This window comes from Algoriphagus hitonicola, from assembly GCF_900113375.1.
In the GTDB taxonomy this organism is placed as follows: domain Bacteria; phylum Bacteroidota; class Bacteroidia; order Cytophagales; family Cyclobacteriaceae; genus Algoriphagus; species Algoriphagus hitonicola.
In genome coordinates this window covers 59,147-84,059 of the sequence record NZ_FOPC01000015.1, presented here as the reverse complement: position 1 = coordinate 84,059, position 24,913 = coordinate 59,147, and the positions used below count along the sequence as shown (strand labels likewise).

Genomic DNA, 24,913 nt, shown 5'->3' with positions numbered 1-24,913 from the left:
TCGTATGTACGGGTTTCTTATAGCAGTCGGAGTTCTTTTATTATTATCCATTATTTGGATGGTATATCGGATTCAGACTTTGGTGTCAGTAGTAAAAGGATCAGATAAGAAAATCGCTTCTAGCAGTAATAAGATTAATGCAATCCTTTTTGTGGTTTTCTTGGTAGCTGTTGGAGGGTTGATGTTCTGGTATTCGATCAAGGAATTTGACAATTATCAGTTGCCGATTGCTTCCGAACACGGTGTGGTTACTGATCAGCTGTTTTGGATCACGATGGCGGTAACCGGAGTTGTCTTTTTGATCACTCACGTATTGTTATTTATTTTCCCTTACAAATATCAATACAAAGAGAATAGAAAAGCGACTTTTTATCCTGACAATAACAAATTGGAAATCATCTGGACTGTAGTTCCTGGAATTGTTTTGGCTGGTTTGGTGATTTCGGGTTGGATGGCTTGGTCTGATATAACAGCACCGGCTCCTGAAAACGCCCACGTGGTAGAAATCATGGGTTATCAGTTTGCTTGGGATATTCGCTATCCAGGTAAGGATAATATCCTAGGTGACTATGATTATCGATTGACCACTGCTCAAAACGGCATGGGAGTTGATTTTTCTGACAAAAATGCGATTGACGACTTCTCTTCTCCTGTGGTTGTGATTCCAAAAGGTGAACCTGTATTGTTCAAAATTCGAGCTCGTGATGTTTTGCATTCTGTATTTGCTCCACACATGAGATTGAAAATGGATGCGGTACCAGGCATGCCTACTCGATTCTGGTTTGTACCTACGAAAACTACCGCAGAAATGCGTGAAGAGCTTGGTAATCCTGAATTCAATTACGAAATCGCCTGTACCGAAATTTGCGGACAGGGTCATAACTCAATGAGAAGAGTGATTGAAGTGGTAGAACCTGCTGAATATCAAAAGTGGGTTTCCGAACAAAAAACTTTCATACAAACGAATCCTGCATTGGCTGATGGGATAGAGGTTGAGGTGAAGGAAGTGGCAGATATTCAAAAATAAGAAAGTAAAACAATTAATATTAAGATTATGGCTACAGCAACAGTTGCAACTCATGATACAGGGGCTCATGATCACCACGATCACGAGCATCATGATAACTTTGTGACCAAATATATTTTCTCGACTGATCATAAAATGATCGCGAAACAGTATTTGGTGTCAGGAATGTTCTGGGCACTGATAGGTGGATTTCTTTCCATCCTTTTCAGATTACAACTCGGATTTCCTGATATGAATCTGGAATTCCTTCGCCCTCTCTTGGGTGGATGGATTACTGATACCGGTCAATTGGATCCGACCTTCTATTTAGCTTTGGTAACCATGCATGGTACCATCATGGTGTTCTTTGTATTGACGGCTGGATTGAGTGGTACTTTTTCCAACTTTTTGATTCCGCTTCAAATCGGAGCTAGAGATATGGCTTCAGGATTTATGAACATGCTTTCCTTCTGGTTCTTCTTCATTTCCGGAGTGATCATGTTTATTTCCCTATTCATCAAAACCGGTCCTGCCGGCGGTGGTTGGGTAGTTTATCCGCCACTTTCCGCATTGGAGCAGGCTATCCCTGGTTCTGGTTTGGGAATGACCCTATGGTTGATTGCCATGACATTCTTTATTGCTTCTTCCTTGATGGGAGGAATTAACTACATTACTACTGTAATTAATTTGAGAACCAAAGGGATGTCTTTCTCTCGACTACCCTTGACGATTTGGGCTTTCTTCTTGACCGCAGTTATTGGTCTTTTGTCTTTCCCTGTATTGTTTGCAGCAGCTTTGTTGCTAGTATTTGATAGAAGTTTCGGTACGTCTTTCTACTTATCTGACATCTACATTGGTGGAGAAGCTTTGCCAAATACAGGTGGTAGCCCAGTATTGTATCAGCACTTGTTCTGGTTCCTTGGTCACCCTGAAGTTTACATCGTGCTTTTGCCTGCTTTGGGAATTACATCTGAAGTGATTGCAACCAATTCCAGAAAGCCGATTTTTGGTTATAAGGCGATGATTATTTCCATGTTGGGAATTACCATACTTTCCTTTATCGTGTGGGCTCACCACATGTTTGTTTCGGGTATGAATCCGTTTCTGGGATCGATCTTTATGTTCCTGACTTTAATTATTGCTGTGCCTTCTGCTGTAAAAGTATTTAACTATCTGACCACACTTTGGAGAGGTAATTTGATCTTTACTCCAGCCATGTTGTTTTCAATAGGTTTGGTTTCGTTCTTTATTTCTGGAGGTTTGACAGGTATTTTCCTAGGAAATTCCGCCATTGATATTCAGTTGCATGATACGTACTTCGTGGTAGCTCACTTCCACTTGGTAATGGGATCAGCTTCATTCTTCGGAATGATCGCAGGGATTTACCATTGGTTCCCAAAAATGTTTGGTCGAATGATGGACGCCCGTTTGGGATATGTTCACTTCTGGTTGACTTTTGTAGGGGTTTACATGGTATTCTTCCCAATGCACTATATCGGAATAGCAGGTTTCCCTCGTAGATATTATTCTTGGACAAATTTTGAGTTTTCAAATATGTATACTGACTTGAACATGTTTGTGTCAGTAGCGGCGATTATTACGTTTGGAGCTCAGTTTATCTTTATGTTCAATTTCTTCTACAGTATGTACAGGGGTAGAAAGGCAACTCCAAACCCTTGGAGATCTAACACGCTAGAGTGGACTACACCGATCGAACCTGGACATGGTAACTGGCCTGGAGAGATTCCTACAGTTTACAGATGGCCTTATGATTATTCAAAGCCAGGTGCTGAAGAAGATTTCATTCCTCAAACTGTTCCGCTTTCTGCAACTCCAGAGTCAAACTTGCCACATGAGCAAGAGAAGGTAAAAGAAGAGTTAGAAATCATGAAAGAGGAAGAGTCAGAGGTTTTGGTCGCAAATGAATCAAAACATTGATAAATTATTAAACAGCTTTCGCCGGATAAGTTCAATCACGGTGATTGCTGTTTATTTTCTCATCCTAGTGGGTGGGATCGTAAGAAGTACGGGCTCGGGCATGGGATGTCCCGATTGGCCTAAATGTTTTGGGAGTGTGATTCCACCAACTAACGTGGATCAGCTCCCAAAAAATTATCAGGAGATTTATCTTGAAAAACGTCTGGCTAAAAACGAACGGTTTGTAGCAAGTCTTGAAAAATTGGGTTTCCAAAATACTGCAGAAAAAATAGCCAATGATAAATCCATTTTGGTAGAGGAGGAGTTTAACGCCACCAAAACCTGGATAGAATATATCAATAGACTAATCGGAGTATTGATTGGGTTTTTGATTATTCTGACCGTTTGGAAGTCAATCAAGTTGTGGAAGATCGATAAGCGAATTACTTTGCTATCTATCTTTTCTTTGATTTTAGTTTTGTTTATCGGATGGATTGGTTCATTAGTCGTATCTACCAATTTACTGCCTTGGATGATTACCATTCACATGGTTTTAGCTCTATTCCTCGTTTGGATATTGCTTTATGTAAATTTGAGATCGGCATTTCTATCGAAAACAAAGGTGAACCAATCATTTATGCCGGATAAAATCGTCTGGGTTTTGATTGTGGGAACTATATTGATGTTTGTACAGGTAGTTCTGGGAACTCAAGTAAGGGAAGAGGTAGATCAAGTGGCTGATGGTTTAGGGAATCTGCTGAGAGATGAATGGATCTCTCAATTGGGAATTCAATTTATCATTCACCGCTCTTATTCATTAGTGCTATTGGGGATTCATTTGCTGTATTTCTTCTGGGCATTTAAATATACCTTGAGAAAATCACCCATCAATCTGTGGTCTCAGGTTTTGGTCTTACTGATTATACTAGAAATAGCAACAGGTATTGGAATGGCCTATTTTGGAATTCCAGCCTTTCTGCAACCAATTCATTTAGTTTTGGGATCTTTGATTTTGGGAGTTCAATTTATTTTGATCTATCAAATCAGAGCTACCAAAAAAGTTAAGCTTAATCACATTTGAAATGAGGACAGTTGGAGTAACTGACCATACGATTATAAATTTAATTTCGGGTAGAATCAGAGCTTATTCTGATCTCCTGAAGTTTAGATTATCTGCTTTAGTAACCTTTTCGGCTGTTTTCGGCTATGTGTTGGGTTATACGGGGATGAGCTTTGGTTGGTCCGGATTATTGGGGCTTACCTTAGGGGGATTTTTGATTTCCGGAGCCTCTGGGGCTGCTAATGAAATCATGGAACGAGACTTGGACAAGCTAATGAAGCGAACTCAAAATCGTCCCCTTCCTTTGCAGCTTATCTCCTTAAAAGAAGCGTATTGGTTTACTACGATCATCGCTATTTTGGGGATTTCTTTGTTATGGATATTCACCAATCCACTGACCACCTGGTTGGGGATATTGAGCATGGTGCTTTATGTTTTTGCCTATACTCCCTTGAAAAGAGTAGGGCCAATTGCAGTTTTTGTAGGTGCGATTCCTGGAGCGATGCCACCACTTTTAGGATGGACCGCCGCAACCGGATCGATTTCTTATGAAGCCATGATTATTTTTGGAATTCAGTTTATCTGGCAATTCCCACACTTTTGGGCGATTGCTTGGGTAAGTGATGAAGATTATAAGCGTGCTGGTTTTAAATTACTTCCTAATGGAGGCGAACAAGATTTGAATACTGCTATTCAGATAATGATTTATACCCTGTTCTTGCTTCCTTTGGGATTGCTTCCTTCTTATTTTGGACTGACAGGATTGAATTCAGGAATAGTAGCTACAGTTTGTGGTGTGCTGTTTTTGGCTCAGACCTTTTCTCTCATGAGAGATTGTTCTAGAAGATCCGCTCTGAAAATTATGTTTGGTTCTTTTCTCTATTTACCCATAGTACAAATCGCGTATTTACTCGATAAAATGCCTTAACAGTTATGGAAAAAGAATTAAAATATGGGGATTTGGTGGAGCAGCCTATTTCAATGCACCCCAAAAAATTTGCACTATGGCTATTCATGGTGACCGTGGTAATGATTTTCGCAGCTTTGACTAGTGCTTACATCGTCAGACAAGCTGAGGGGAATTGGTTGGATTATGAATTGCCATCCATTTTTTGGATCACCTCCGGGATAGTAGTTTTGAGTTCAGTGTTTTTACATTGGTCCTATCGTTCTGCTAAAAAAGATGATTTGGTTCAGCTTCGAATCGGAATGGTGGGTGCAGTAGTTTTGGGACTTGCATTTTTGGTAGGTCAGTGGTACAGTTGGGTGGCTTTAGTGGACCGTGAAGTATTCTTTGTGGGCAATCCTGCTGGTTCGTTTCTATATGTATTTACAGGATTACATGCCCTTCACTTAGTAAGTGGTGTGATATTTCTGATTATTGTATTAATTTCGACCTTTAGATACAAGGTGCATTCCCAATCATTAAATACCATGGAAATGGCAACGACTTATTGGCATTTTCTTGGCGGATTGTGGATTTATCTATTCATGTTTCTTCTTTTGAATCATTAAAATTAACCTGGTACAAATAATTTAATTATGTCTGCGCATTCTACTGCAATAGGAGTAAGCTCAAAAAGAGGCGTCTGGGGGGGAGGAAATGAACCCTTAAAGGCTAGCTATGGAAAACTGATGATGTGGTTTTTCTTGCTCTCCGACATTTTCACATTTGCTGCTTTTCTGATTAGCTATCTGGCTATTCGGGTAAGTTATCCGGCTTATGCTGGTCCAGCGGATACTTTTGTCGGATCCAATGAATACTGGCCTGTGCCAGAATTGGTTTTTGAAGCAGTTCCATTTTTACATGGTATTCATGCTCCACTGGTATTTGTGGGTATTATGACATTTATTCTCATCTCCAGTTCGGTGACTATGGTATTGGCAGTGGAGGCTGGTCATCGCAATGATCGAAATGACGTAGTGAAGTGGATGCTTTGGACGATGTTGGGTGGTATCACTTTCTTGGCTTGTCAGGCTTGGGAATGGTCTCACTTTATCCATGGTACTGATGCCGGATCTGTTCTGACTTATATCAACAGTCTAAATCGAGAAGTCACTGAAACCGTTTTTGGTGCCAATCTCGTGGTTAATGAATATGGTCCTGCAGCATTTGCCCAATTATTCTTCTTCATCACTGGCTTCCACGGATTTCACGTGACCATCGGAGTGGTATTACTATTCTTGGCGTTTTATCAGGCTGCTGTAGGGGTTTATGACCGAAGAGGTCATTATGAAATGATCGAAAAAATAGGACTGTATTGGCACTTTGTGGATTTGGTCTGGGTATTTGTATTCACCCTATTCTATCTGATCTAACCGAAAAAATCTTCAATCATGGAAATTCAAGATACAAAATCAACGCTTGAGGTAACTCCTCGCAATAACGATAAGATCAAAAAAATTTGGAAAACGGCTGGTATTTTACTTGCCCTTACTGTGGCCGAATTTATCATGGCATTTACCATGGATCGGGGGATTTTACTCTACGTTTTATTTATCCTTTTGACAGTCTGGAAGGCTAAATACATTATGATGGAGTTTATGCACTTAGGAGATGAAGCAAAGCCTTTGTTTTATTCCATCATCGTTCCACTGATATTTCTAGTTTGGCTCTTGATTGCCTTGGCAAAAGAAGGAACCGATATATTCTTGATGCGTTGGTAAAATCCACGTAAAAACTTAAAAAAAAGAGAGGTTGGAGTGTGACACTTCAACCTTCTTTTTTGTTAAACCCATATTATGAGAAGTTTGAGAATCCTGCAGGGGCTTGTATTGGTATGTATTCTAATGGTTCCTGTCTTAATCGTTTTATTTCTAAAAAGCTTTGGCCAAAATCAGTATGATTTGCCGGTTTTTTATCAGACTGGAATTGATGATCCTTTTGGGGAATGTCCTGTAACGGATACTACTCAGCATTATATTCCCGAATTTTCTTTTTTAAATCAGGAGGGAAATAGCGTCGGTAGGTCTGAAATGGAGGGAAAGATCACCATTGTGGATTTTTTCTTTACCTCTTGTCCGAGTATATGCCCAGTGATGTCTAAGGAAATGGAGCGCGTTAATGATATGTTTCGTGATGAAGATCAGGTGAGAATCATGTCCATCAGTATAGATCCAGAATACGATACTCCTGAGATCCTTCGCGAATATGCTGAGCGACATGGAGCAAATCCCGGAAAATGGGATTTTCTCTCTGGGCCAAAAGATGAAACCTATGATTTGGCACGTTGTGGATTTGCACTCCCTACGCTAGATGGCAAGGGAAATCCTGATGACTTTGTTCATAGTGATAAATTTATCCTGATTGACGAGCAGGGAAGGATCAGGGGATATTACAGCGGGACGAACAGAGAAGACGTAGATTTGTTAATGTTAGAGGCAAAAGTATTGTTATATGGAAGCAAATAAATCGCTGTTAGAGCAGGAGGGAAAAGTTAAAAATTGGATCATTTTCATTTCTATTTTGATCCCTGTGGCAGTAGCAGTACTCCTGTTTATGCCACAGAAAGTTGATGTGGGTGCAGAGTGGGTTTATTTTCTCCCCCATCTCAATGCCATTATTAATTCGGCAACTACTCTTGCACTTATTTTGGGTTTGATATTTGTCAAAAACAAGATGTATTCCTATCATGGAGCCACTATGAGTGTGGCTTTTGGCTTGGGTGCGATATTTCTGGTTTCTTACGTGATCTATCATGGATCAGCAGAAAGTACTTCCTTTGGTGGAGAAGGCTGGATTCGTCCAGTATATTATTTTCTGTTGATTACACACATCATCTTAGCTGCTGTGGCACTTTTTCCAATTCTTTTCGCTTATTACTATGGATATACCAATCAGCGGGAGAAGCATCGAAAAGTAGTGAAATATGCTTATCCGATTTGGTTGTATGTTTCGGTGACCGGAGTGGTTGTTTATCTGATGATCAGTCCATATTATGTATCATAAACGAATTGATTATGATGAAAAATAAAATTATAGCTGCCGTTTTGACTTTTGTATTGGTGATTGGCTCTCAAATCCAATCCTGGGCACAATGTGCCATGTGTCGGGCTTCGGTGGAGAATAATGTCAGTAACGGAGACACGAGCATAGGCGCGGGACTTAATAACGGGATCTTGTATTTGTTTGTGATGCCCTATTTGATAGCCATGGTAATTGGGATATTATGGTATCGAGCGGCCAAAAAAAGAAAATCTAAATTGGCAATTCGATAAAAGGTAGAAAGCAAAGTTTGATCAGGGACTTTGCTTTTTCTATTTTTAAAGCAAATGAACCAACAACCTCGTCGTCTGATCATCTTGATCAGTGCATTTTCTTTACTGGGAGTTTTGATCTTAAATTTCTTCTTTTTCCAAAGGAGTGAAGAAGATTCATTTTTTGAGGCTGTGCAAGAGGAGGTCTTGGCGATTGATCGGGAATTTGATGAAGATTTCATTCAGGTTTTGATGGCAATCAGGCCTGATGAGGATATTTCCTTCGAAAAGATCAGTGATCCTTTTCATCGGCATCCATTTTTCATCGTTGATACTGAAAAGCAATTACGGTTTTGGTCCGATTTTATGGTTTGGCTGGATTTTGAAAACATCGACCTAAGTCGCGAGTACCAATTGCTGGAAGATCCCTATGGGACTTTTTTATTGAAGAACCGGAAAATTAGCCGAAATGGCGAAAGTTTTTACATGGTTCATGCATTTCGTTTGATTTGGCCGGGGACAATCGAAAATGAATACTTGGAATCAGGACCCAATCGGCGGCTTTTCGGAAATGATCAATTGAGCATCAAACCCCTGGAGGAGGACTCACGCTTTAAAGTCACCAATACAGCTGGGATTCCACTTTTTGGGATCGATTTTGAATTTGGCTATCGACCTGCAGGACGGCTCGCAAATCCCGCGATTTTGATTTTCTTTATCTCGATTTTTCTATTGTATTTCATCCTAAGCTCCAGTTTTGTCATTAACCAATGGAAAAAGGGCCGACGCTGGAAAGCCATTGGCTACGGTTTTTTGATTGTATTGGCTTTTCGGATTGTCATGTTGATTTTGGCATTTCCGGGCACCTATTTTAATTTCGAATTATTCAATCCCGCCCAATACGCATCCTCTTGGCTCAATCCAAGTCTTGGGGATTTATTGTTGAATACGATCTTTGGAGTTTTTATCGTAGGAATGGTGATTTTTCAACTGGCATCAGAAAAAACCCATCGAAAAATTAAAGTTCTCAACCAACCTCAGGATTTAATCTTATTCGGAAGCATTGTATTTATTCTCTTGTTGTTGTGTTTTGTTCTTATTTGGCGCTTGCCGGGAGATTTGATTTCCAATTCCCAATGGCCTCTGGATATCAGTGCCATTCCGACTTTTGGATGGTTTGAAGGAATCAGTTTTTTGATCATTTTTTTATGGGCAGCGGTCTATGGTTTGCTGTCACTGACGCTGATCAGTTTGCTTTTTAAGTTGGAGCAGAGAAAATCATTTTATTATCGGGGGATTTTGATTTATGGACTTCCCATTGCCTTGGGTTTATTTCTATGGGAAGGCTGGCTGGGCATTTCTTGGATGGTCCATCTGTTCTTTTTGGCCTTGGTTGTCCGTTTTCAACTTTACCAAAATGTATTCCGGCTGGGATTAAATACCTTTTTGACTTTCTTCTTTACCAGTTTGATCGTGGCTTTGATTTCGGGGATTAGTACTTTCCAAACGCAACAAGAGGAGTTGAATCAGAGTAAAATCCGTTTTGCCAATCAAAACCTGATTGAAAGTGATGTGATGACGGAATTTTTTCTGAGTGAGATTTTTACCAGAATCAAGTCTGATTTGTTTATTCAAAACCGGCTAGCAGATCCTCTACTATCCAAAGAGCCCATCGAGACCAAAATCAGAAGAATTTACCTGGATAATTATTTTGATCAGTTTGAAGTGAATATTCGAATTTTTTCTGCCAATGGACAGGATTTGGGAGGAACCTCTGACGCTCGGCCATTGTCTGAATTACGGGATCAATACATCAAATCCGATTTTCTCACCTCCCTGAAAGATCTGTATTTCATTCGGGGAAATGACGGGAATTTGGGGAATCAATTCGTGGGATTCCTTCCGATTTCCAGAGAAGGAAATACGCTTGGGACCATTTACCTGGAGCTGCGACAGCTTCGGGTTCAGCCGGGGTCAGTTTATCCCAAATTACTTTTGGATAAAAAATACAATGATCAGCTGGATCCCTTGCGCTATGATTACGCCATTTTCAAAGAAGGGGAATTGATCCGAAATACCGGGTCTTTCAATTATCTCAATTCCAAGCTCATTAGTCGACTGTCGGAGGATAAGCTTTTACGATCAGGTATTCACGAAGCCTTTTACCATCACTTAGGGATTATGAGCGGTGAAGAGCTCATTATAATTTCCTCGCCTAACCAACCCTTTTCGTATTTCTTTGGTAATATTTCGCTTTACTTCGTGACCTTTGTTTTTTTGACATTTGTGACGATCCTGATCAATACCATTCTAAAAGGATACAAGACCTTCGAATTCAATTATTCCACGAAGCTTCAATTGTACCTCAATTTTGCTTTTTTCTTTCCCATTATTATTATCTCAATTATCACGGTAGGTTTGCTTGCCAATAGCTATCGAGAGGATCTCGACCGACAATATATCCAAAAAGCTGCCCTGATCCGTGGGAATTTAGCTGGGTTTCTAAGCAACCGTGCCCCTGGCCAAATCGACCAAGACGAACTCAACGAAGAAGTGGTCGCACTTGCCAATACAATAGCCGCTGATATTCATATTTATTCGGCTGAGGGCGAATTGGAGGCGACCAATCGAACGAATATTTTCGACAAAAAAATACTTGCTCCGCGGGTCAATCCTCAGGCACTTTCTGAGATTGTGGAGCAAAACCAACTTCAGTTTCTGGCAGATGAGCGAATTGGAAAGCTAAATTACAAAGCGGTGTATTTGGCGATTCCTTCGGCAAGTGATCAAGGGATTGCAGGAATCCTTTCGGTTCCGTTTTTCGAATCTGAAACGGAATTGAATACCTTGATTTCGGATGTGATCAGCAATATTTTTAATGCTTTTGTGATCATTTTCATCCTGTTTTTGATCGTATCATATTTTGTTTCAAAAAATCTAACACTGCCATTTAAACTTTTGACCCAAAAATTAAAAACCACCAATCTGGAAAATAATGAACCCATGAACTGGGAAAGTAAGGATGAAATCGGATTGCTGGTCAATGAATATAATAACATGCTTTTTAAGCTGGAAAACAGTAAAAAGATTTTGGCATCCACAGAGAAAGAATCTGCTTGGAGGGAAATGGCCAAGCAAGTGGCTCATGAAATCAAAAATCCACTCACCCCGATGAAACTTACCCTGCAGCATTTGATCCGCTTGCAGGAGGCAGGCGGATTGACTGACCTTCATAAGCTCCGCGCTTCATTGGAAACGCTCATTCATCAAGTGGATGCCTTGAGCGGAATCGCTTCTTCCTTCAGCACTTTTGCTAAAATGCCACTTCCTAAAAATGAGCGGCTCAATTTCAAGGCTCTGGTCGAGCGGGTTTTACACTTGTTTAAAAATGACGGGAGGGTAAATCTTCATTTTCAGGATGATTCCTTTGCGGATGAGATTCCGATCATGGGAGATGATAAATTATTTGGAAGAGTAATCGCCAATTTGATTATCAATGGAATCCAAGCGGTAGAGGAAGACCGGCAAGCTGAAATCAGAATATGGCTTTGGATGTCTGAACAAGCTGTATTTTTAGAAATCACCGACAATGGAAAAGGAATTCCGGCAGAGTTGAGAGACAAGATTTTTATTCCCAATTTCAGCACCAAATCTACCGGGTCCGGTCTCGGTTTGGCGATTGCAAAAAGTGGTGTGGAGACCGCAGGCGGTAAAATCTGGTATGAGACCGAAATTGAAAAAGGAACGACTTTTTACCTGACCTTTCCCCTGGTCGAATAATCACCTATTTTAGTACCTTGACGGACAAAAGGGTAGATTTGAAAATAGGCGTTTTAATCTGGATGATAGTGATTTTGGGAGCGACCACGACGCATGGTTGGGCCCAAGTGAAATGTCGTTGGGTTTCTGTGGAGAGCCTAAGACAAGGAGTAGAACTGGATTCCCTTTCCGGAATCGAAGAAAGTATTCGTCTCAATGATCCGGAGGGAAATAACGTTCCTTTTCAGTTTGAATTAAGTACCAATCAGGTGAGACTAAGTTCTCCAGTTCGTCCTGAAATCAATTCTGTGAAGCTTTGCTATCGAACCTTCGCCATTCGGTTTGACCGGCCGATTTCAAGTAGGACCTTGGAAAGTGATTACGATTCCCTGGCCCGATTTTATGACAATCGAACGATTCAGACAACCGATTGGGATCTAAATGAGGAATTGTTTCCCACGAGTAATTTGTACAAAAGCGGCAGTCTCACCCGGGGAATATCCTTTGGCAATGCACAAAATGTTTTTGTCAACTCCAGTCTCAATTTGCAGCTCGAGGGGGAAATTGCCGAAAACCTCAACATACGCGCCAGTATTACCGATCAAAATGTGCCTTTTCAGCCCGAAGGAAATACGCAGCAGATACAGGATTTTGACAATGTACTGATCGAGCTTTATAATGATGACTTTCGATTGGCAGCAGGAGATATTGTCTTGCAGCAAAGGCAATCTGAATTTCTTCGATATTACAAAAACGCCCAGGGACTTCAACTGACGACTCAGTATGATATGGGTAAAAACTGGAAAGCCAGCACACAGGGTTTTGCCTCTGTGGCCAAGGGGAAATTCGCCTCGATTCAGGTTCCGGTTTTGGAAGGAGTTTTGGGACCTTACCGACTAAATGGTCCCAATAATGAGCGATTTGTCATTATCATGGCAAATTCTGAACGGGTTTTTTTAGATGGTAAATTGCTGCAGCGGGGCTTCAATGCAGATTATGTGATCGACTATAATCAGGCCGAAATCACCTTTACTCCCAAGGTCCTGATCACCCAATACTCTCGCCTTCGGGTAGATTTTGAATATGCCGAGCGAAATTACTCCCGATCCATCGTCGGAGCCAACCATTTGCAGACCAATGGGAAAGTGGAATTATACCTCAATTATTACCAAGAAAAAGACAATCGGAATCGGCCCCTTTTCGCGGAATTTTCGCCCGAAGAAACCGCTTTATTGGCTTCTGTGGGAGATCAGGTGGAAGACGCCCAAATCCCCCGCATTGATAGTGTGGCTTTTGACCCAACGAGGATTTTGTATGAACGAGTTGTGGAAGAGGATGCTCAAGGAAATCCGCTGGTTTACTACCGATATTCCACTGATCCAAACCAAGCCTTTTTTGATTTGTCATTTGCTCAGGTAGGGCAGGGAAATGGAAATTACCGACGCCTAAACCAATTATCAAATGGAACGGTCTATGAGTTTATTCCACCGATCAATGGAATTTCCCAGGGTGATTATTCGATTTTGACCCAACTGCCAGCTCCTGATGGCCGCAGTATGCTTACGGCCGGTACTCGAGTCAATCTCAGTGATAAGGATAAAGTTTACACCGAATTTGCGCTTTCGAATAGAGACCAAAACTTATTTTCCGAGCTGGACAATGAAGATAATCAGGGGTTCGCCTGGAAGCTAGGCTACGAATCAGAGCAGCGTGATTTTAACCTTTTAGAAGGATATAAAATCTCCGGATCGACGGAGATGGAGTATAACTCGACCAACTTCAATTTTATAGACCGCTTTCGATACATCGAATTTGACCGAGATTGGGGACTCACTAATGAGATGCTTTCTTCAGCTGCTTCAGAGCGGCTTTTCAGAGCAGGAGTCAGCTTGGAAAAGGATCCCAAAAACCGGTTTGATTATCTTTTTTATGCTCGAAATCGCGAAGATATCGTAGCAGGTACTCAACACAAGGCAACTTGGGATTTTCAGCCTGGAGATCGATTTCAGGTAAAAAATGAATTTTTCAACTTGCAGAGCACTTTGGACTCTGCCAATTCGGAATGGGTTCGATATCTGGGAAATATTTCCTATCAATCCAAACTCCTTGAGCCAGGTTATCAATTTTCATTGGATAGGAATGCATTGATTGATAGTGAGACAGATTCGGTAATCAGTACAGCGATGAATTTTGCAGAGCATCTGATTTTTCTCCAAAGCCCCGATACTTCCTCGACTACCTTTAGGCTGGATGCGGCTTGGAGGAAAGACCGCTTGCCTTTTGAGGGCGTTTTGGAAGATGATACGGATGCTTTTACCACTAATTTTTCCTTCGGAAGGCAATGGGATAAGCATCAGCTTAGCAGTACCTTCACCTATCGTAAGCTGGAATATATTCAGCGGGAATTGCCCACGGAGGAAACAGTCATGGGCAAATTCGATTATAGCGGCACTCTTGGAGATAATTTGATTCGGAATGAATTGAGCTATGCGATCGGTAATGGTAGGGAATTACAGCGGGAGTTTGTCTTTATCCCTGCACCCAACGGCGATGGTACGCACACTTGGAGAGATGATAATGAAGATGGCATACAGCAGTTGAATGAATTTTATTTAGCCATCAATCCGGAAGAAAAACTGTATATCAAGATTTTTGTCCCCACCGACACCTATGTGCAAGCTTACACTTCGCTGCTGAATTATCGTGTACAGGCGAGATTTCCCGAATCATGGAAAGAGGGAAGTGTACTGAAATCATTTTTGCACAAATTTTCAAACACCTCGAGTTTGAGTGTCGAGAAAAAAATAACTTCGGCTGATTTTTTGGCTCGAATATCACCTTTTATTGGAGGAATAGACCGAACGCAGATTCTGTCATTGAGACAAGTCATCCGGTCGAGTTTTTTCTTTAATCGAGCATCGGCTTCCTATGGTTTTGACCTTTCCTTGTACGATTCTCAGCTGAAGCAATTGCTGTCGGGCGGTTTTGAGGATTTGATCCAAAAGGATTGGAAGCTGAATACCCGATATAATTTTTCAACCAGGACCACGCTTCGGCTTTTGGGAGGAGTGGGACGGAGGATTTCTGCCTCTGATTTTTTAGAAAATCGAAATTATCAAATTCAACAACAGAATTTTGGGCCTGAATTTGCTTGGCAACCTTCTCCGTTTTTCAGGACTACCGGGACTTATTCCTATGTTTCCAAAGTCAATGTAGACAATGAAGTATTTGAGGAGGAGGCTTCCATCCATGAGTTGGGAATTGATTTGAGATTTGCAAAAGCCATTAAAACTACTCTAACGGGAAATTTGAAATGGATAGAAATCAAGTATAACGGTGAACCAAACTCACCAGTAGGATATGAAATGCTTCAGGCGCTGACTCAAGGGACTAATGTGACCTGGTCGATTAATTGGCTGCAAAAAGTCGGAAATGGCCTGCAGGTAAATCTAGCCTACGAAGGCCGAAATTCCCAAGGACTCAATCGAATTGTTCATATCGGGAGGATGCAGGTTTCTGCGCTCTTTTGATAAAAAAATGTAACTTTGTTGCTGGCAGATAGTTGTCATACTAACTATTAAAATACGAAATAAAATGCCCAAAAGCATCTTGGTTACCGGTGGTACCAAAGGCATCGGAAGAGCTATTATCGAGCGGTTTGCAGCAGAAGGATTTTCAATCGCGACTTGTGCTAGAAATGAGTCAGATTTAAAAAGACTTCGTGAGGAATTAGACCGGCAATTTCCCTCCATTCAGGTATTGACTGAGGTGGCAGATTTGTCAAAAAAGCAGGAGGTGATGCGCTTTGCCAAGCAAGTTCAGGATTTTTGTGAAGTGGATGTTTTGGTCAATAATACCGGTCTGTTTCTTCCCGGAGCTATTCATGATGAGCCTGAGGGGAATTTTGAATTGATGATGCATACTAATCTTTTTTCGGCATATTACCTCACACGAGCTTTGACTGGACAGATGATCAAGCGTCGTTCAGGGCATATTTTTAGTATTGGGTCAATTGCCGGGCTAACTGCTTATCCCAACGGTGGGAGCTATGCTATTTCCAAATGGGCCATGTTGGGAATGACAAAATGTCTTCGTGAAGAGATGAAACCGCATCAGGTGAAAGTAACTTCTATTTTACCTGGCGCTACCTATACCGCGAGTTGGGAAGGAGTAGATCTGCCGATCGAGCGATTTATGAAAGCGAGCGATGTGGCAGAATCCGTTTGGGCTGCCTATAACCTTTCTCCTCAAACGGTGGTTGAGGAAGTAATTATTCGTCCACAACTTGGAGATTTATAAGCTATGGAATCCATAATCAAAAGCCTTGATTCGCATTATTGCAACAGCTTGACGAGCTATTCCCGCAGAAAAACCATTCCGGTAAAAATCGGAGATGTGATCATTGGGGGAGACAATCCCATTGTGGTGCAGTCCATGACTACAGTGGATACCATGGATACTCAAGGTTCTGTAGACCAATGTATTCGCATGATCCAATCAGGATGTGAATTGATCAGAATCACTGCTCCCAGTATCAAAGAGGCCGAAAACCTTCGAAATATCAAGGCAGAATTGCGCAAGCTCGGATATATCACGCCCCTGGTAGCAGATATTCACTTCACACCCAATGCTGCAGAAGTAGCTGCCGGAATTGTGGAGAAAGTCCGAATCAATCCTGGAAATTATGCGGATAAGAAGAAATTTGAGGTAATCGAATATACCGATGCCAGCTATCAGGATGAATTGGAGCGGATTCGGGAGCGATTCCTGCCTTTGATCAAAATCTGTAAAGAAAATGGTACTGCCATGCGAATCGGTACCAATCACGGTTCGCTCTCGGATCGAATCATGAGTCGCTACGGAGATACGCCATTGGGAATGGTAGAGTCCGCTTTGGAGTTTTTGCGGATCTGTGCGGATGAAAATTACCATGAGATCGTAATCTCCATGAAATCGTCCAATACACAAGTGATGGTTCAGGCTTACCGACTTTTGGTTCAAAAGCTGGACGAAGGAGGCTTCAAGCCATATCCTCTTCACCTTGGGGTGACCGAGGCTGGGGAAGCAGAAGATGGAAGGATTAAGTCTGCAGTAGGAATCGGAACGCTTCTCGAAGATGGTCTTGGCGATACGGTCCGTGTTTCTTTGACGGAAGATCCTGAATTTGAAGCGCCAGTTGCTAAATCTTTGATCGATCGCTATACACAGCGGAGTTCCCATGCTGTTATTTCCGAGATTACTGATTATCCCATCAATCCTTTTGAATATACCAAAAGAAAAAGTCAAGAGGTATTCAATTTTGGAGATCACAATGTTCCGCGCGTGATTACGGATATTTCCCGAATAGATCGGATTACCGAGAAGGAAATGAAAGCGGTCGGGCATTTTTATCTGCCCGAACTCGATAAATGGAAAATGAATGATCAAGGTTGTGATTTTGTCTATTCAGGGATCAATCCTATTCCTTTTATGCTGCCCAACGGGATGAAAGAAATTCAAAACGTTTCCGTTTGGGTGCATTTGAAAGATCAAAAAAACAAGTATCCGCTTTTTTCACTGGATGAATATAAAGCCTTTCAGAACTTTCATTCAGAGTTGAATTTTTTGGAGATTACCGATGGACAGATCGAAGAGGCGATTGAGGTTGTACAGGACCGAAAAGATACAGTGCTTATTTTGAAAACAGAAAATACGCACGCCATGCCGGCTTTGAGACGGGCATTTGTGAAGTTGATTCAGGCTGATTGTCGGATTCCTGTTACGGTCAAGGTGAGTTATCCCGATCAGGCAGCTGATCAAACCATGCTTTATGCCGCCACCGATGTGGGAGGGTTGCTGGTGGATGGCCTTGGAGACGGCATTATGCTTTCGCTCGAAAAGGAAGGTTTTCACACGAGAGAAAATGTAACCGAACAAATCAAGCTGCATAATTCTGTTGGTTTTGGAGTATTGCAGGCCGCACGGACTCGCATGTCAAAAACGGAGTATATTTCCTGCCCTTCCTGTGGTCGAACGCTGTTTGACTTGCAGGAAACCACGGCGATGATCCGGAAGCGTACGGATCACCTCAAAGGCGTGAAAATCGGAATCATGGGATGCATCGTCAATGGTCCGGGTGAAATGGCCGATGCCGACTATGGATACGTGGGATCAGGGAAAGGAAAGATCACGCTTTATAAAGGAAAAGAAGTGGTCAAGCGATCCGTGCCTTCGGAAAAGGCCGTAGATGAATTGATCAATATCATTCGGGAAGATGGCATGTGGATCGAGCAGGAATCGATCTAACTACCTGGAAAAATCAAGTAAACTTTTCCTGGGTACATGCTGTTTTGAGATAAACTAAGCCAAAATGTCTGATAATAAACTGAAAGAATTCTTCAAATTGGGTGAAGTAGGAAATTACTTCGTTCGGGTTTTTCAAAAGCCTGACCCCAATCAAAAGTCAAATATCAATCTTCGGATGATGCATGGAATTAATAAGATTTCCATCATTGTCTTCCTTTTCGCCATCATCGTGTGGACGATTAAGCGCTTGATGTAAGCGGCCAAATAGATAATAATTTTGGATATTTTTCAGCGCTTGTTCAAAATTAGGTTTCAAAGGTAAATTATTCGGAGTAATTTACTTTTCTAAAACCTTAATCACCAAACCAAAAAACCTATGAACAAGCTGTTGACGGCGATTTTATCGCTTATTTTCATCATAAACGCCTCTGCCCAGCAATCCCCATTTACGGATTCGAAGTATTTCGAAATGCGGGTTTATACCGCTCATGAAGGTAAGATGCCAGATCTGATTAAAAGATTTGAAAATCATACCACCAAACTTTTTGAACGAGCAGGAATGGAGAATGTGGGCTATTTTTTACCCGTGGATAAGTCGGATAACAAGTTAACTTATATCTTAGGATATCCTAACGAAAATGCCAGGGAGCGGATGTGGCAGTCATTTTTGAATGATCCGGAGTGGAAAAAAGTCTATGAAGATTCCCGTAAAAACGGTCCGCTCGTCAAAAGTATTGAAGAGACCTACATGGTTTTGGCACCGGGACTCAATGATCTGCCTAAGCCTTCAGCAAGCGGTATATTCCAGTTGAGGACCTATCATTGCTTTGATGGGAAAATCGAAAACATTCAGGCTCGATTTAGGGATCATACCCGAGCACTTTTTGAAAAACAGGGGCTGAAAAATTACCCCTATTTTCTGACCGTAGAAAAGGATGGAAGCCAATCCAAACTCGTCTATTTATTGGGACATGAAAATCAATCCGAATTTGAAGAAGCTTTCCAGCGATTTGCCAATGATCCGGAGTGGATCCAAGTTCGAGATGCCTCCGAAGAAAGCGGCAAAATCGTCGAGCGGGTGGATGCCAAGTTTTTTACGGCCTTGCCTTTTTCGAAAATGAAGTAAAAAAAACCCGGAATGTACTTCCGGGTTTTTTTTATCGCTCAACTTCTTTGAGGTTTTCCAGTTTTTTATTTCTCAGGAATCCATTAATATCTTCAAAATGCTCCTTGACTCGTTTGTTGCCAAATTCAAAAACTTTAGTCACTAATCCGTCCAAAAAGTCCCGGTCGTGAGAAACCACGATCAAGGTTCCGTCAAAAGCTTTCAAGGCATCTTTAATGATATCTTTCGTCTTCATGTCGAGATGATTGGTTGGCTCATCGAGAATCAGCAGATTCACTGGCTCAAGGAGTAATTTAATCATAGCCAATCGGGTTTTTTCACCGCCGGAAAGGACTTTTACTTTTTTGTTGATATCATCCCCTTTAAACATAAAAGCTCCCAACAAATCTTTGATTTTGGTACGGATTTCCCCGACTGCTATCTGATCGATTGTTTCGAAAATGGTCAGAGATTCATCCAAGAGCGAAGCTTGATTTTGGGCAAAATATCCAATCATGGAGTTGTGTCCCAATTCGCATTTTCCGTCAAAATCGATTTCGCCCATGATGGCTTTGATCATGGTGGATTTACCTTCGCCGTTTTTACCGACAAAGGACACTTTTTGTCCCCTCTCAATGGTCATCGAGGCATCTTTGAACACCAAGTGATCCCCATAGCTTTTACTCAATTCCTCTACGATGACCGGATATTTTCCCGATCTCGGAGAAGGAGGAAAGCGGAGCTTCAGCGCAGAAGAGTCCACTTCATCCACTTCTACGATATCCAGTTTTTCGAGCATTTTTACCCGGGACTGAACTTGCAAGGTTTTGGAATAAGTGCCTTTAAAGCGCTCGATAAATTGGGTGGTGTCGGCTATGAATTTTTGTTGTTCTTCGTAATGTTTTTGCTGCTGTTCTCGACGCTCTTTTCGCAGCTCCAAATAATGGGAATATTTGGCTTTGTAATCATAAATCCTACCCATTGTCACCTCGATGGTCCGGGTAGTAATATTGTCCACAAATGCACGGTCGTGAGAAATCACGACCACCGCCTTGGCTTTGTTCATCAAAAATTCCTCCAGCCACTGAATCGATTCGATATCCAAATGATTGGTCGGCTCATCGAGTAAAATCAAATCCGGTTTTTGGAGTAGGATTTTGGCTAGCTCAATTCGCATCCGCCATCCGCCGGAAAACTCAGAAGTCTGACGAATCAAATCTTCTCGCTCGAATCCCAAGCCCAAGAGTACTTTTTCAACCTCGGCTTCATAATTGATTTCCTCGATCGCATAGAATTTTTCGCTGAGTTCGGAGACCTTTTCGATGAGTTTGTAATATTCTTCCGACTCATAGTCTGTGCGGACAGTCAGTTCCTCATTGATCCGTTCTATTTCTGTTTTCATTTCCAGATAGGAAGCAAATGCTTTGGAGGTTTCCTCCATGACAGTGCAGTCATCACTCGTCAACAAATGCTGGGGTAGGTAGGCGACTACGTAATCTTTTGGAGCCGATACCGCACCGGAAGTAGGCCTGGACTGGCCAGCAATAATTTTAAGCAAGGTAGATTTACCCGCACCGTTTTTTCCCATCAAGGCGATCTTGTCGCTGTCATTGATGGCAAAGGAAATATTACTAAATAAAGCTGTGCCGCCATGCTGCACAGTCACATTATCAACTGAAATCATATTCTAGAAAATTGAAGCCGCAAAGTTATCCAAAATCCTAATTGGACAGGCTACAAAAAACAAATTAACCACCTTTTACTACCATTAATCCGAGGGTTGGTTTGTGGATTTGAATTTTCGTTCCATGAATAGAATCAAATCTTGTCCTACAATTTCACGCGTTTCATTTCCTTGCCTTTGGAAAAATCTGTTTTTTAGGGAAACGGGGACATGGTAGGCTGGGATTTGAATTTTTGCATATTCTACTTTTTCGGATTCAATGATTTGGATTTCGATTTGTGAGCTTATATCCTTATTAAAATCTCGAATGATCAGTTTTCGGAGGTGTCTTTCATATGAGTCAGCATTGGTTTTTTCACCAAAAAACTTATAATCCTTAGCCAAGCCAATGATATCTCCTTGGTCATTTACACCAATGTATAAGTCACCACCCGAGGCATTGAGGAAGCCTGCTATCGTCTTTAGAATATTAAACTCTTGGATTTCGGGGTTAGGTGAACTGGACTCTGGATCATAGATAATTGAAGATTTGAATTCTTGGTTTTTATTTTCTTTACCGAGATTCAAAGGAGTTACTTTTGTGATGGATTGCCTTTCGCTGATTTGAAGCTCATCTTCAATCAGTTGACTGCTGGTATCAGTATCCAAAATAGAAAGTTTGGAGTGAAATATTCGCTGGATCAATCGCTGGTTTATTGCATTTTGTTTTTGAAGGATCCACATTCCCATCAAAAATTCGATCATATCGGACTCGTCCGAAGAGGAGGAGTTTTTGATTTTGTCCAAAAATCCCTCGCTTGATTCAGCTTTGGGATAAAAGCTTACAGCATCATATATTTTTTGGATTTTCTGGACTTTTGGAAAATTCCGTATCGTTTCTTCTGAGATAGGTTTTATGTCTTCTACCGCCGATAGGATTCCCTCTTCTTTTATTTTCATCAAAAAAGTAAAGTACTTGGCCATTTCATCTAAATAAAATGATTTGGAATTTTTTAATAATGAGGAGAGAAGTTTTGCTAAATAGATATAGGCCAATTTGGTAGAATCCGATATTTTCGGAAAGTTTAAAATCGTCTCGCAACTCCAAATGATTTCCTGGACATAGTTATAAACAATAGAATCTTCCTTATGCGGTAGTTCTGTTTTAGGACTTATGAGGAGGTTTTTCTCAATGAATTTTCGTAAAACCTTTTTTTCATCAAAAAAGGTATCGACCTCTTGTCCAAGCGTTCCGTGGACATATTCGTATTTGTGTGATTGATCGGCTTCTGGGTAGAAATAATGAAAATGACTTTCTTGAGGTTCAGTAGCTGCATTTTCAAATAAATAACTGGCATAGAGTCCTTCTTTGGTTATTCCAAAGGCTATCGTCCCATTAGTCATGAGTACTTTGAAGATCGTCTGGGTGATTTGTTCGGATTTGTCTTTCATTAGTAAGACGAGATCTTCTTTCAAGGAAATTCTGGCTTTTTTATCAACTGATTTAATGAAGCGAGCTTTGAAGCGATCTCCTGGTGACAGGATTCCATTTAGTCCTTTGATGTGGACGCTTGAGACTTGAAGTATATGAATCCCACCTTGTGTGAAAGTCCCCGGATCGAGAATTTTCACAAAACCCAGATTGGGATTTGTTGATAATATGCTCTGGAATTCGACGGTAATTAATTCTCCCTTTTTGAGAAATTTAAAGGAAGCGTCTGTCGCGTTATCTTGGTAATATGCTTTCCAATGTTCTCCCAATTGACTCGCGCTTGAGCTATCATTAAATGAAAACTTTGGTTTTCCAAGGGTGTGGACCTCAATCAATCCATCGAAGTAGCTTCCGATTTGATGGGTAGGGTAATTGGGTTCAAAGGTGATTTGAGCTTGGTATGCAGGTCCTAAAACTCTCCAGTTTTGGTTTTCTTTGAGAATTACACCGCCGTTTTTGTAGTATAATCGAGGTGATGATAGGTTTTTCATCCGATTGATGATAGCACTTAACCAGTCCAGATTTTCGGGAAGACTTTCAATTTTTTCAATTGGGATTTTTAGGATATGTTCGCCGGTAATGATTTTTACACTGCGATTGATCCATTCAAATCCAAGGTCTTTATCCCAATAAATCAAAGCGACAAATCGACAGATTCGAGCCGAACGATGAACTTGTAGCTCTTGGTTGCTGGAATTGGAGTCAAGATTAATCTGTAAGGCCAATAGCTGAATGGAAATAAAAAGCTTCTCTTTTAACTGATGGAGCTGGTCTTTTTCCCAAAAACGTTCTCTTCCTGTGAGATTCAATTGATTTCGGAAATGTATGATGTGCTTTTCCAGGGTTTTACAAAGAGAAAAATGAAAATGGATGTCATTTGGGACTTTTTGGACTAATCTGACCATCAGAAGTAATAGATCTTTGGTGCCTGAAACCTGATCTGTTGGTAGGGCAAAAAATTTAAATTGAATTTTTTGTAAGTCTCGGATACTGGGTTGGTCGGCCGACTCCGCTATCCGAATGAGTTCTTCAATGATTGCAGTGGGATTGCCATCATTAATTTTTTCCAAGATTTTTAATTTATCCTTTCCTAGGTCAATTTGCTCATTGGCCTTATCGATGATGTTTTGGCGGTTTTCCGTTTTGAAACTTTCTAAAAAATCATTGGCTCCAAGTAGCCAGTGCTCAATTTTTATCAATAAATCCAAAATCTTAATTGCTTCCTTTGGTCTTCCTAAAAAAACTAGATTGTCTACAAAAACATCCAAGCAATTACCAAAAGACAGGATCCAGAGGTTTTCCTTCTTCTTGAGTGAGTCAAAGGGATTTTTATAAAGTGGATTGTTGAAATATGGGTTAGTGGTGAATTCGGCCTCGATTTTAGGGAATTCCTCCTCTAGGTATTCTGGGATTCCAAGCTCAGTGAACAGTCTTTCAGGAGAGATAAAGGAGTTTTTGTTTGTGCGAAAATGGTTGATAAATAGTACCATAAATCCATTTTCTGCGATATCTTTAATCCATAGGTTATAGAATTTTCCTTTTTCAAATTCATTGATTTGATCTTGATTTAAAAAGTCAGGAGCAAGGATGGAATGTACATAACCAAAATCATCTTCGAAAAAAAGCACCTCTTTTTCCTTTTCAGGGCTGTATTCGCATCTTAAAAATTTAAAGGAATCCAAGGTTTCCTTTTGATATCTGCTTTTTACTAGGGAATTACGATCTTGATTTAAAGTCAACTTTCCATTTTCGAGCCGGAGAACAAGGTCAAGCTCCTCGATAGAATTATCGTTAACCTGGTGCGTGTACCCTTTTACGAAAAACTCTTTATCCTCGTGGGAAATCAATAGCTGTATCGATTCTTCTGAATGGATTTGATCTTTTACCTTTACCCGAGTTTTCTTTTCAAAATCAAAAGTGGATAACAAAGGGTCGGAATGTGATGAGAGGAAGTTTGATTCCTCAATGAGCGGAACATTTCTTACTAGATCAAAGCCATTAACCCGAAGGTCCAATTTCTTTTTGTTTTTATGGACAGGCTGATCTGTGCGGCAGAGAAATGAAAAACTTGAATCCGCTTTTTGTAAATGAAGGTAAGGGTATTCGTTTCTTAAAATCTTAAAATGGTTCACTTCCCTGTTTTGCATAAAGTTCAAAACAGAATCTTCCATCTCTACTCTTCCCGGTATGACTCGATTGATTTTTAAGATGATCGGGTCACCGACATTAAGTTCGGAGATCCGATAGGGGAAAGTCTCTCCTAATTCGCGATCTTTTACTAAAATAAAGGTGTCACGAATAGAATCAATGGTAAATAGTCGATGCTGATTTGCAGAAATTATTTTTTGTCGGTCAAGGAATTCAAGGTTAGATGAGATAATGGATTCAGGGTTTTTCATGATTGAAATGATTAACTGCGGGTAAATCTA

The 24,913-nt window shown here is 40.9% G+C and carries 18 protein-coding genes; 16 read left to right on the top strand and 2 right to left on the bottom strand.

Annotated features, from left to right (window positions below; genetic code table 11):
• The first annotated feature begins 4 nt into the window (after window positions 1-4).
• The 16 genes from BM043_RS17170 (at window position 5) to BM043_RS17095 (ending at window position 19,350) form a co-directional block, all read left to right on the top strand.
• Window positions 5-1,027 carry a cytochrome c oxidase subunit II gene (locus tag BM043_RS17170; RefSeq protein ID WP_092793911.1) on the top strand — a complete coding sequence of 341 codons (1,023 nt, stop codon included), beginning with the start codon at window positions 5-7 and terminating at the stop codon, window positions 1,025-1,027.
• A 27-nt stretch (window positions 1,028-1,054) separates the two neighbouring features.
• A complete protein-coding gene (locus BM043_RS17165; protein WP_092793909.1) occupies window positions 1,055-2,944 on the top strand; it encodes a cytochrome c oxidase subunit I in 1,890 nt (629 codons plus the stop codon).
• Entirely contained in the window at window positions 2,928-4,004 is a 1,077-nt protein-coding gene (locus BM043_RS17160; protein WP_092793907.1) for a COX15/CtaA family protein, read from the top strand. The genes BM043_RS17165 and BM043_RS17160 overlap by 17 nt, the downstream gene beginning before the upstream one ends.
• 1 nt (window position 4,005) lies before the next feature.
• Window positions 4,006-4,911, top strand: a complete 906-nt coding sequence (gene cyoE, locus BM043_RS17155; protein ID WP_092793905.1) for a heme o synthase — start codon at window positions 4,006-4,008, stop codon at window positions 4,909-4,911.
• 5 nt (window positions 4,912-4,916) lie between these two features.
• Window positions 4,917-5,498, top strand: coding sequence for a cytochrome c oxidase subunit 3 (locus tag BM043_RS17150; RefSeq protein WP_092793902.1), 582 nt, complete (start codon window positions 4,917-4,919; stop codon window positions 5,496-5,498).
• 27 nt (window positions 5,499-5,525) lie between these two features.
• On the top strand, window positions 5,526-6,302 hold the full coding sequence (locus tag BM043_RS17145) for a cytochrome c oxidase subunit 3 (RefSeq protein ID WP_092793900.1): 777 nt from the start codon (window positions 5,526-5,528) through the stop codon (window positions 6,300-6,302).
• Window positions 6,303-6,320: 18 nt separating this feature from the next.
• The gene (locus BM043_RS17140) at window positions 6,321-6,650 is read left to right on the top strand and encodes a cytochrome C oxidase subunit IV family protein (protein WP_092793898.1); all 330 of its coding nucleotides are present in this window, start codon (window positions 6,321-6,323) and stop codon (window positions 6,648-6,650) included.
• 75 nt (window positions 6,651-6,725) lie between these two features.
• Window positions 6,726-7,394: an SCO family protein gene (locus BM043_RS17135; protein WP_092793896.1), complete on the top strand. Its 669-nt coding sequence runs from the start codon at window positions 6,726-6,728 to the stop codon at window positions 7,392-7,394.
• On the top strand, window positions 7,381-7,932 hold the full coding sequence (locus BM043_RS17130) for a DUF420 domain-containing protein (protein ID WP_092793894.1): 552 nt from the start codon (window positions 7,381-7,383) through the stop codon (window positions 7,930-7,932). The genes BM043_RS17135 and BM043_RS17130 overlap by 14 nt, the downstream gene beginning before the upstream one ends.
• Before the next feature lie 14 nt (window positions 7,933-7,946).
• Window positions 7,947-8,201, top strand: coding sequence for a hypothetical protein (locus tag BM043_RS17125; RefSeq protein WP_092793927.1), 255 nt, complete (start codon window positions 7,947-7,949; stop codon window positions 8,199-8,201).
• 54 nt (window positions 8,202-8,255) lie between these two features.
• Window positions 8,256-11,960: an ATP-binding protein gene (locus BM043_RS17120; protein WP_092793893.1), complete on the top strand. Its 3,705-nt coding sequence runs from the start codon at window positions 8,256-8,258 to the stop codon at window positions 11,958-11,960.
• A 62-nt stretch (window positions 11,961-12,022) separates the two neighbouring features.
• The gene (locus BM043_RS17115) at window positions 12,023-15,469 is read left to right on the top strand and encodes a hypothetical protein (RefSeq protein ID WP_245753070.1); all 3,447 of its coding nucleotides are present in this window, start codon (window positions 12,023-12,025) and stop codon (window positions 15,467-15,469) included.
• Between the two features lie 64 nt (window positions 15,470-15,533).
• On the top strand, window positions 15,534-16,238 hold the full coding sequence (locus BM043_RS17110) for an SDR family oxidoreductase (protein ID WP_092793891.1): 705 nt from the start codon (window positions 15,534-15,536) through the stop codon (window positions 16,236-16,238).
• Window positions 16,239-16,241: 3 nt separating this feature from the next.
• Complete coding sequence (ispG, locus tag BM043_RS17105) at window positions 16,242-18,224, top strand: (E)-4-hydroxy-3-methylbut-2-enyl-diphosphate synthase (RefSeq protein ID WP_092793889.1); 1,983 nt, start codon at window positions 16,242-16,244, stop codon at window positions 18,222-18,224.
• A 64-nt stretch (window positions 18,225-18,288) separates the two neighbouring features.
• Complete coding sequence (locus BM043_RS17100) at window positions 18,289-18,480, top strand: DUF6728 family protein (protein ID WP_092793887.1); 192 nt, start codon at window positions 18,289-18,291, stop codon at window positions 18,478-18,480.
• 120 nt (window positions 18,481-18,600) lie between these two features.
• On the top strand, window positions 18,601-19,350 hold the full coding sequence (locus tag BM043_RS17095; protein WP_092793884.1) for an NIPSNAP family protein: 750 nt from the start codon (window positions 18,601-18,603) through the stop codon (window positions 19,348-19,350).
• Window positions 19,351-19,381: 31 nt separating this feature from the next.
• Here BM043_RS17095 and BM043_RS17090 read toward each other — a convergent pair whose 3' ends face one another.
• A complete protein-coding gene (locus tag BM043_RS17090; RefSeq protein ID WP_092793882.1) occupies window positions 19,382-21,013 on the bottom strand; it encodes an ABC-F family ATP-binding cassette domain-containing protein in 1,632 nt (543 codons plus the stop codon).
• 84 nt (window positions 21,014-21,097) lie between these two features.
• Window positions 21,098-24,883, bottom strand: a complete 3,786-nt coding sequence (locus BM043_RS17085) for an RNA-binding domain-containing protein (RefSeq protein WP_092793880.1) — start codon at window positions 24,881-24,883, stop codon at window positions 21,098-21,100.
• Between the last annotated feature and the right edge of the window lie 30 nt (window positions 24,884-24,913).

Bases quoted from the DNA above. Each gene is read 5' to 3' on its own strand.
- BM043_RS17170 (WP_092793911.1), top strand. From the start codon at position 5: ATGTACGGGTTTCTTATAGCAGTCGGAGTTCTTTTATTATTATCCATT.
- BM043_RS17165 (WP_092793909.1), top strand. From the start codon at position 1,055: ATGGCTACAGCAACAGTTGCAACTCATGATACAGGGGCTCATGATCAC.
- BM043_RS17160 (WP_092793907.1), top strand. From the start codon at position 2,928: ATGAATCAAAACATTGATAAATTATTAAACAGCTTTCGCCGGATAAGT.
- cyoE (WP_092793905.1), top strand. From the start codon at position 4,006: ATGAGGACAGTTGGAGTAACTGACCATACGATTATAAATTTAATTTCG.
- BM043_RS17150 (WP_092793902.1), top strand. From the start codon at position 4,917: ATGGAAAAAGAATTAAAATATGGGGATTTGGTGGAGCAGCCTATTTCA.
- BM043_RS17145 (WP_092793900.1), top strand. From the start codon at position 5,526: ATGTCTGCGCATTCTACTGCAATAGGAGTAAGCTCAAAAAGAGGCGTC.
- BM043_RS17140 (WP_092793898.1), top strand. From the start codon at position 6,321: ATGGAAATTCAAGATACAAAATCAACGCTTGAGGTAACTCCTCGCAAT.
- BM043_RS17135 (WP_092793896.1), top strand. From the start codon at position 6,726: ATGAGAAGTTTGAGAATCCTGCAGGGGCTTGTATTGGTATGTATTCTA.
- BM043_RS17130 (WP_092793894.1), top strand. From the start codon at position 7,381: ATGGAAGCAAATAAATCGCTGTTAGAGCAGGAGGGAAAAGTTAAAAAT.
- BM043_RS17125 (WP_092793927.1), top strand. From the start codon at position 7,947: ATGAAAAATAAAATTATAGCTGCCGTTTTGACTTTTGTATTGGTGATT.
- BM043_RS17120 (WP_092793893.1), top strand. From the start codon at position 8,256: ATGAACCAACAACCTCGTCGTCTGATCATCTTGATCAGTGCATTTTCT.
- BM043_RS17115 (WP_245753070.1), top strand. From the start codon at position 12,023: ATGATAGTGATTTTGGGAGCGACCACGACGCATGGTTGGGCCCAAGTG.
- BM043_RS17110 (WP_092793891.1), top strand. From the start codon at position 15,534: ATGCCCAAAAGCATCTTGGTTACCGGTGGTACCAAAGGCATCGGAAGA.
- ispG (WP_092793889.1), top strand. From the start codon at position 16,242: ATGGAATCCATAATCAAAAGCCTTGATTCGCATTATTGCAACAGCTTG.
- BM043_RS17100 (WP_092793887.1), top strand. From the start codon at position 18,289: ATGTCTGATAATAAACTGAAAGAATTCTTCAAATTGGGTGAAGTAGGA.
- BM043_RS17095 (WP_092793884.1), top strand. From the start codon at position 18,601: ATGAACAAGCTGTTGACGGCGATTTTATCGCTTATTTTCATCATAAAC.
- BM043_RS17090 (WP_092793882.1), bottom strand. From the start codon at position 21,013: ATGATTTCAGTTGATAATGTGACTGTGCAGCATGGCGGCACAGCTTTA.
- BM043_RS17085 (WP_092793880.1), bottom strand. From the start codon at position 24,883: ATGAAAAACCCTGAATCCATTATCTCATCTAACCTTGAATTCCTTGAC.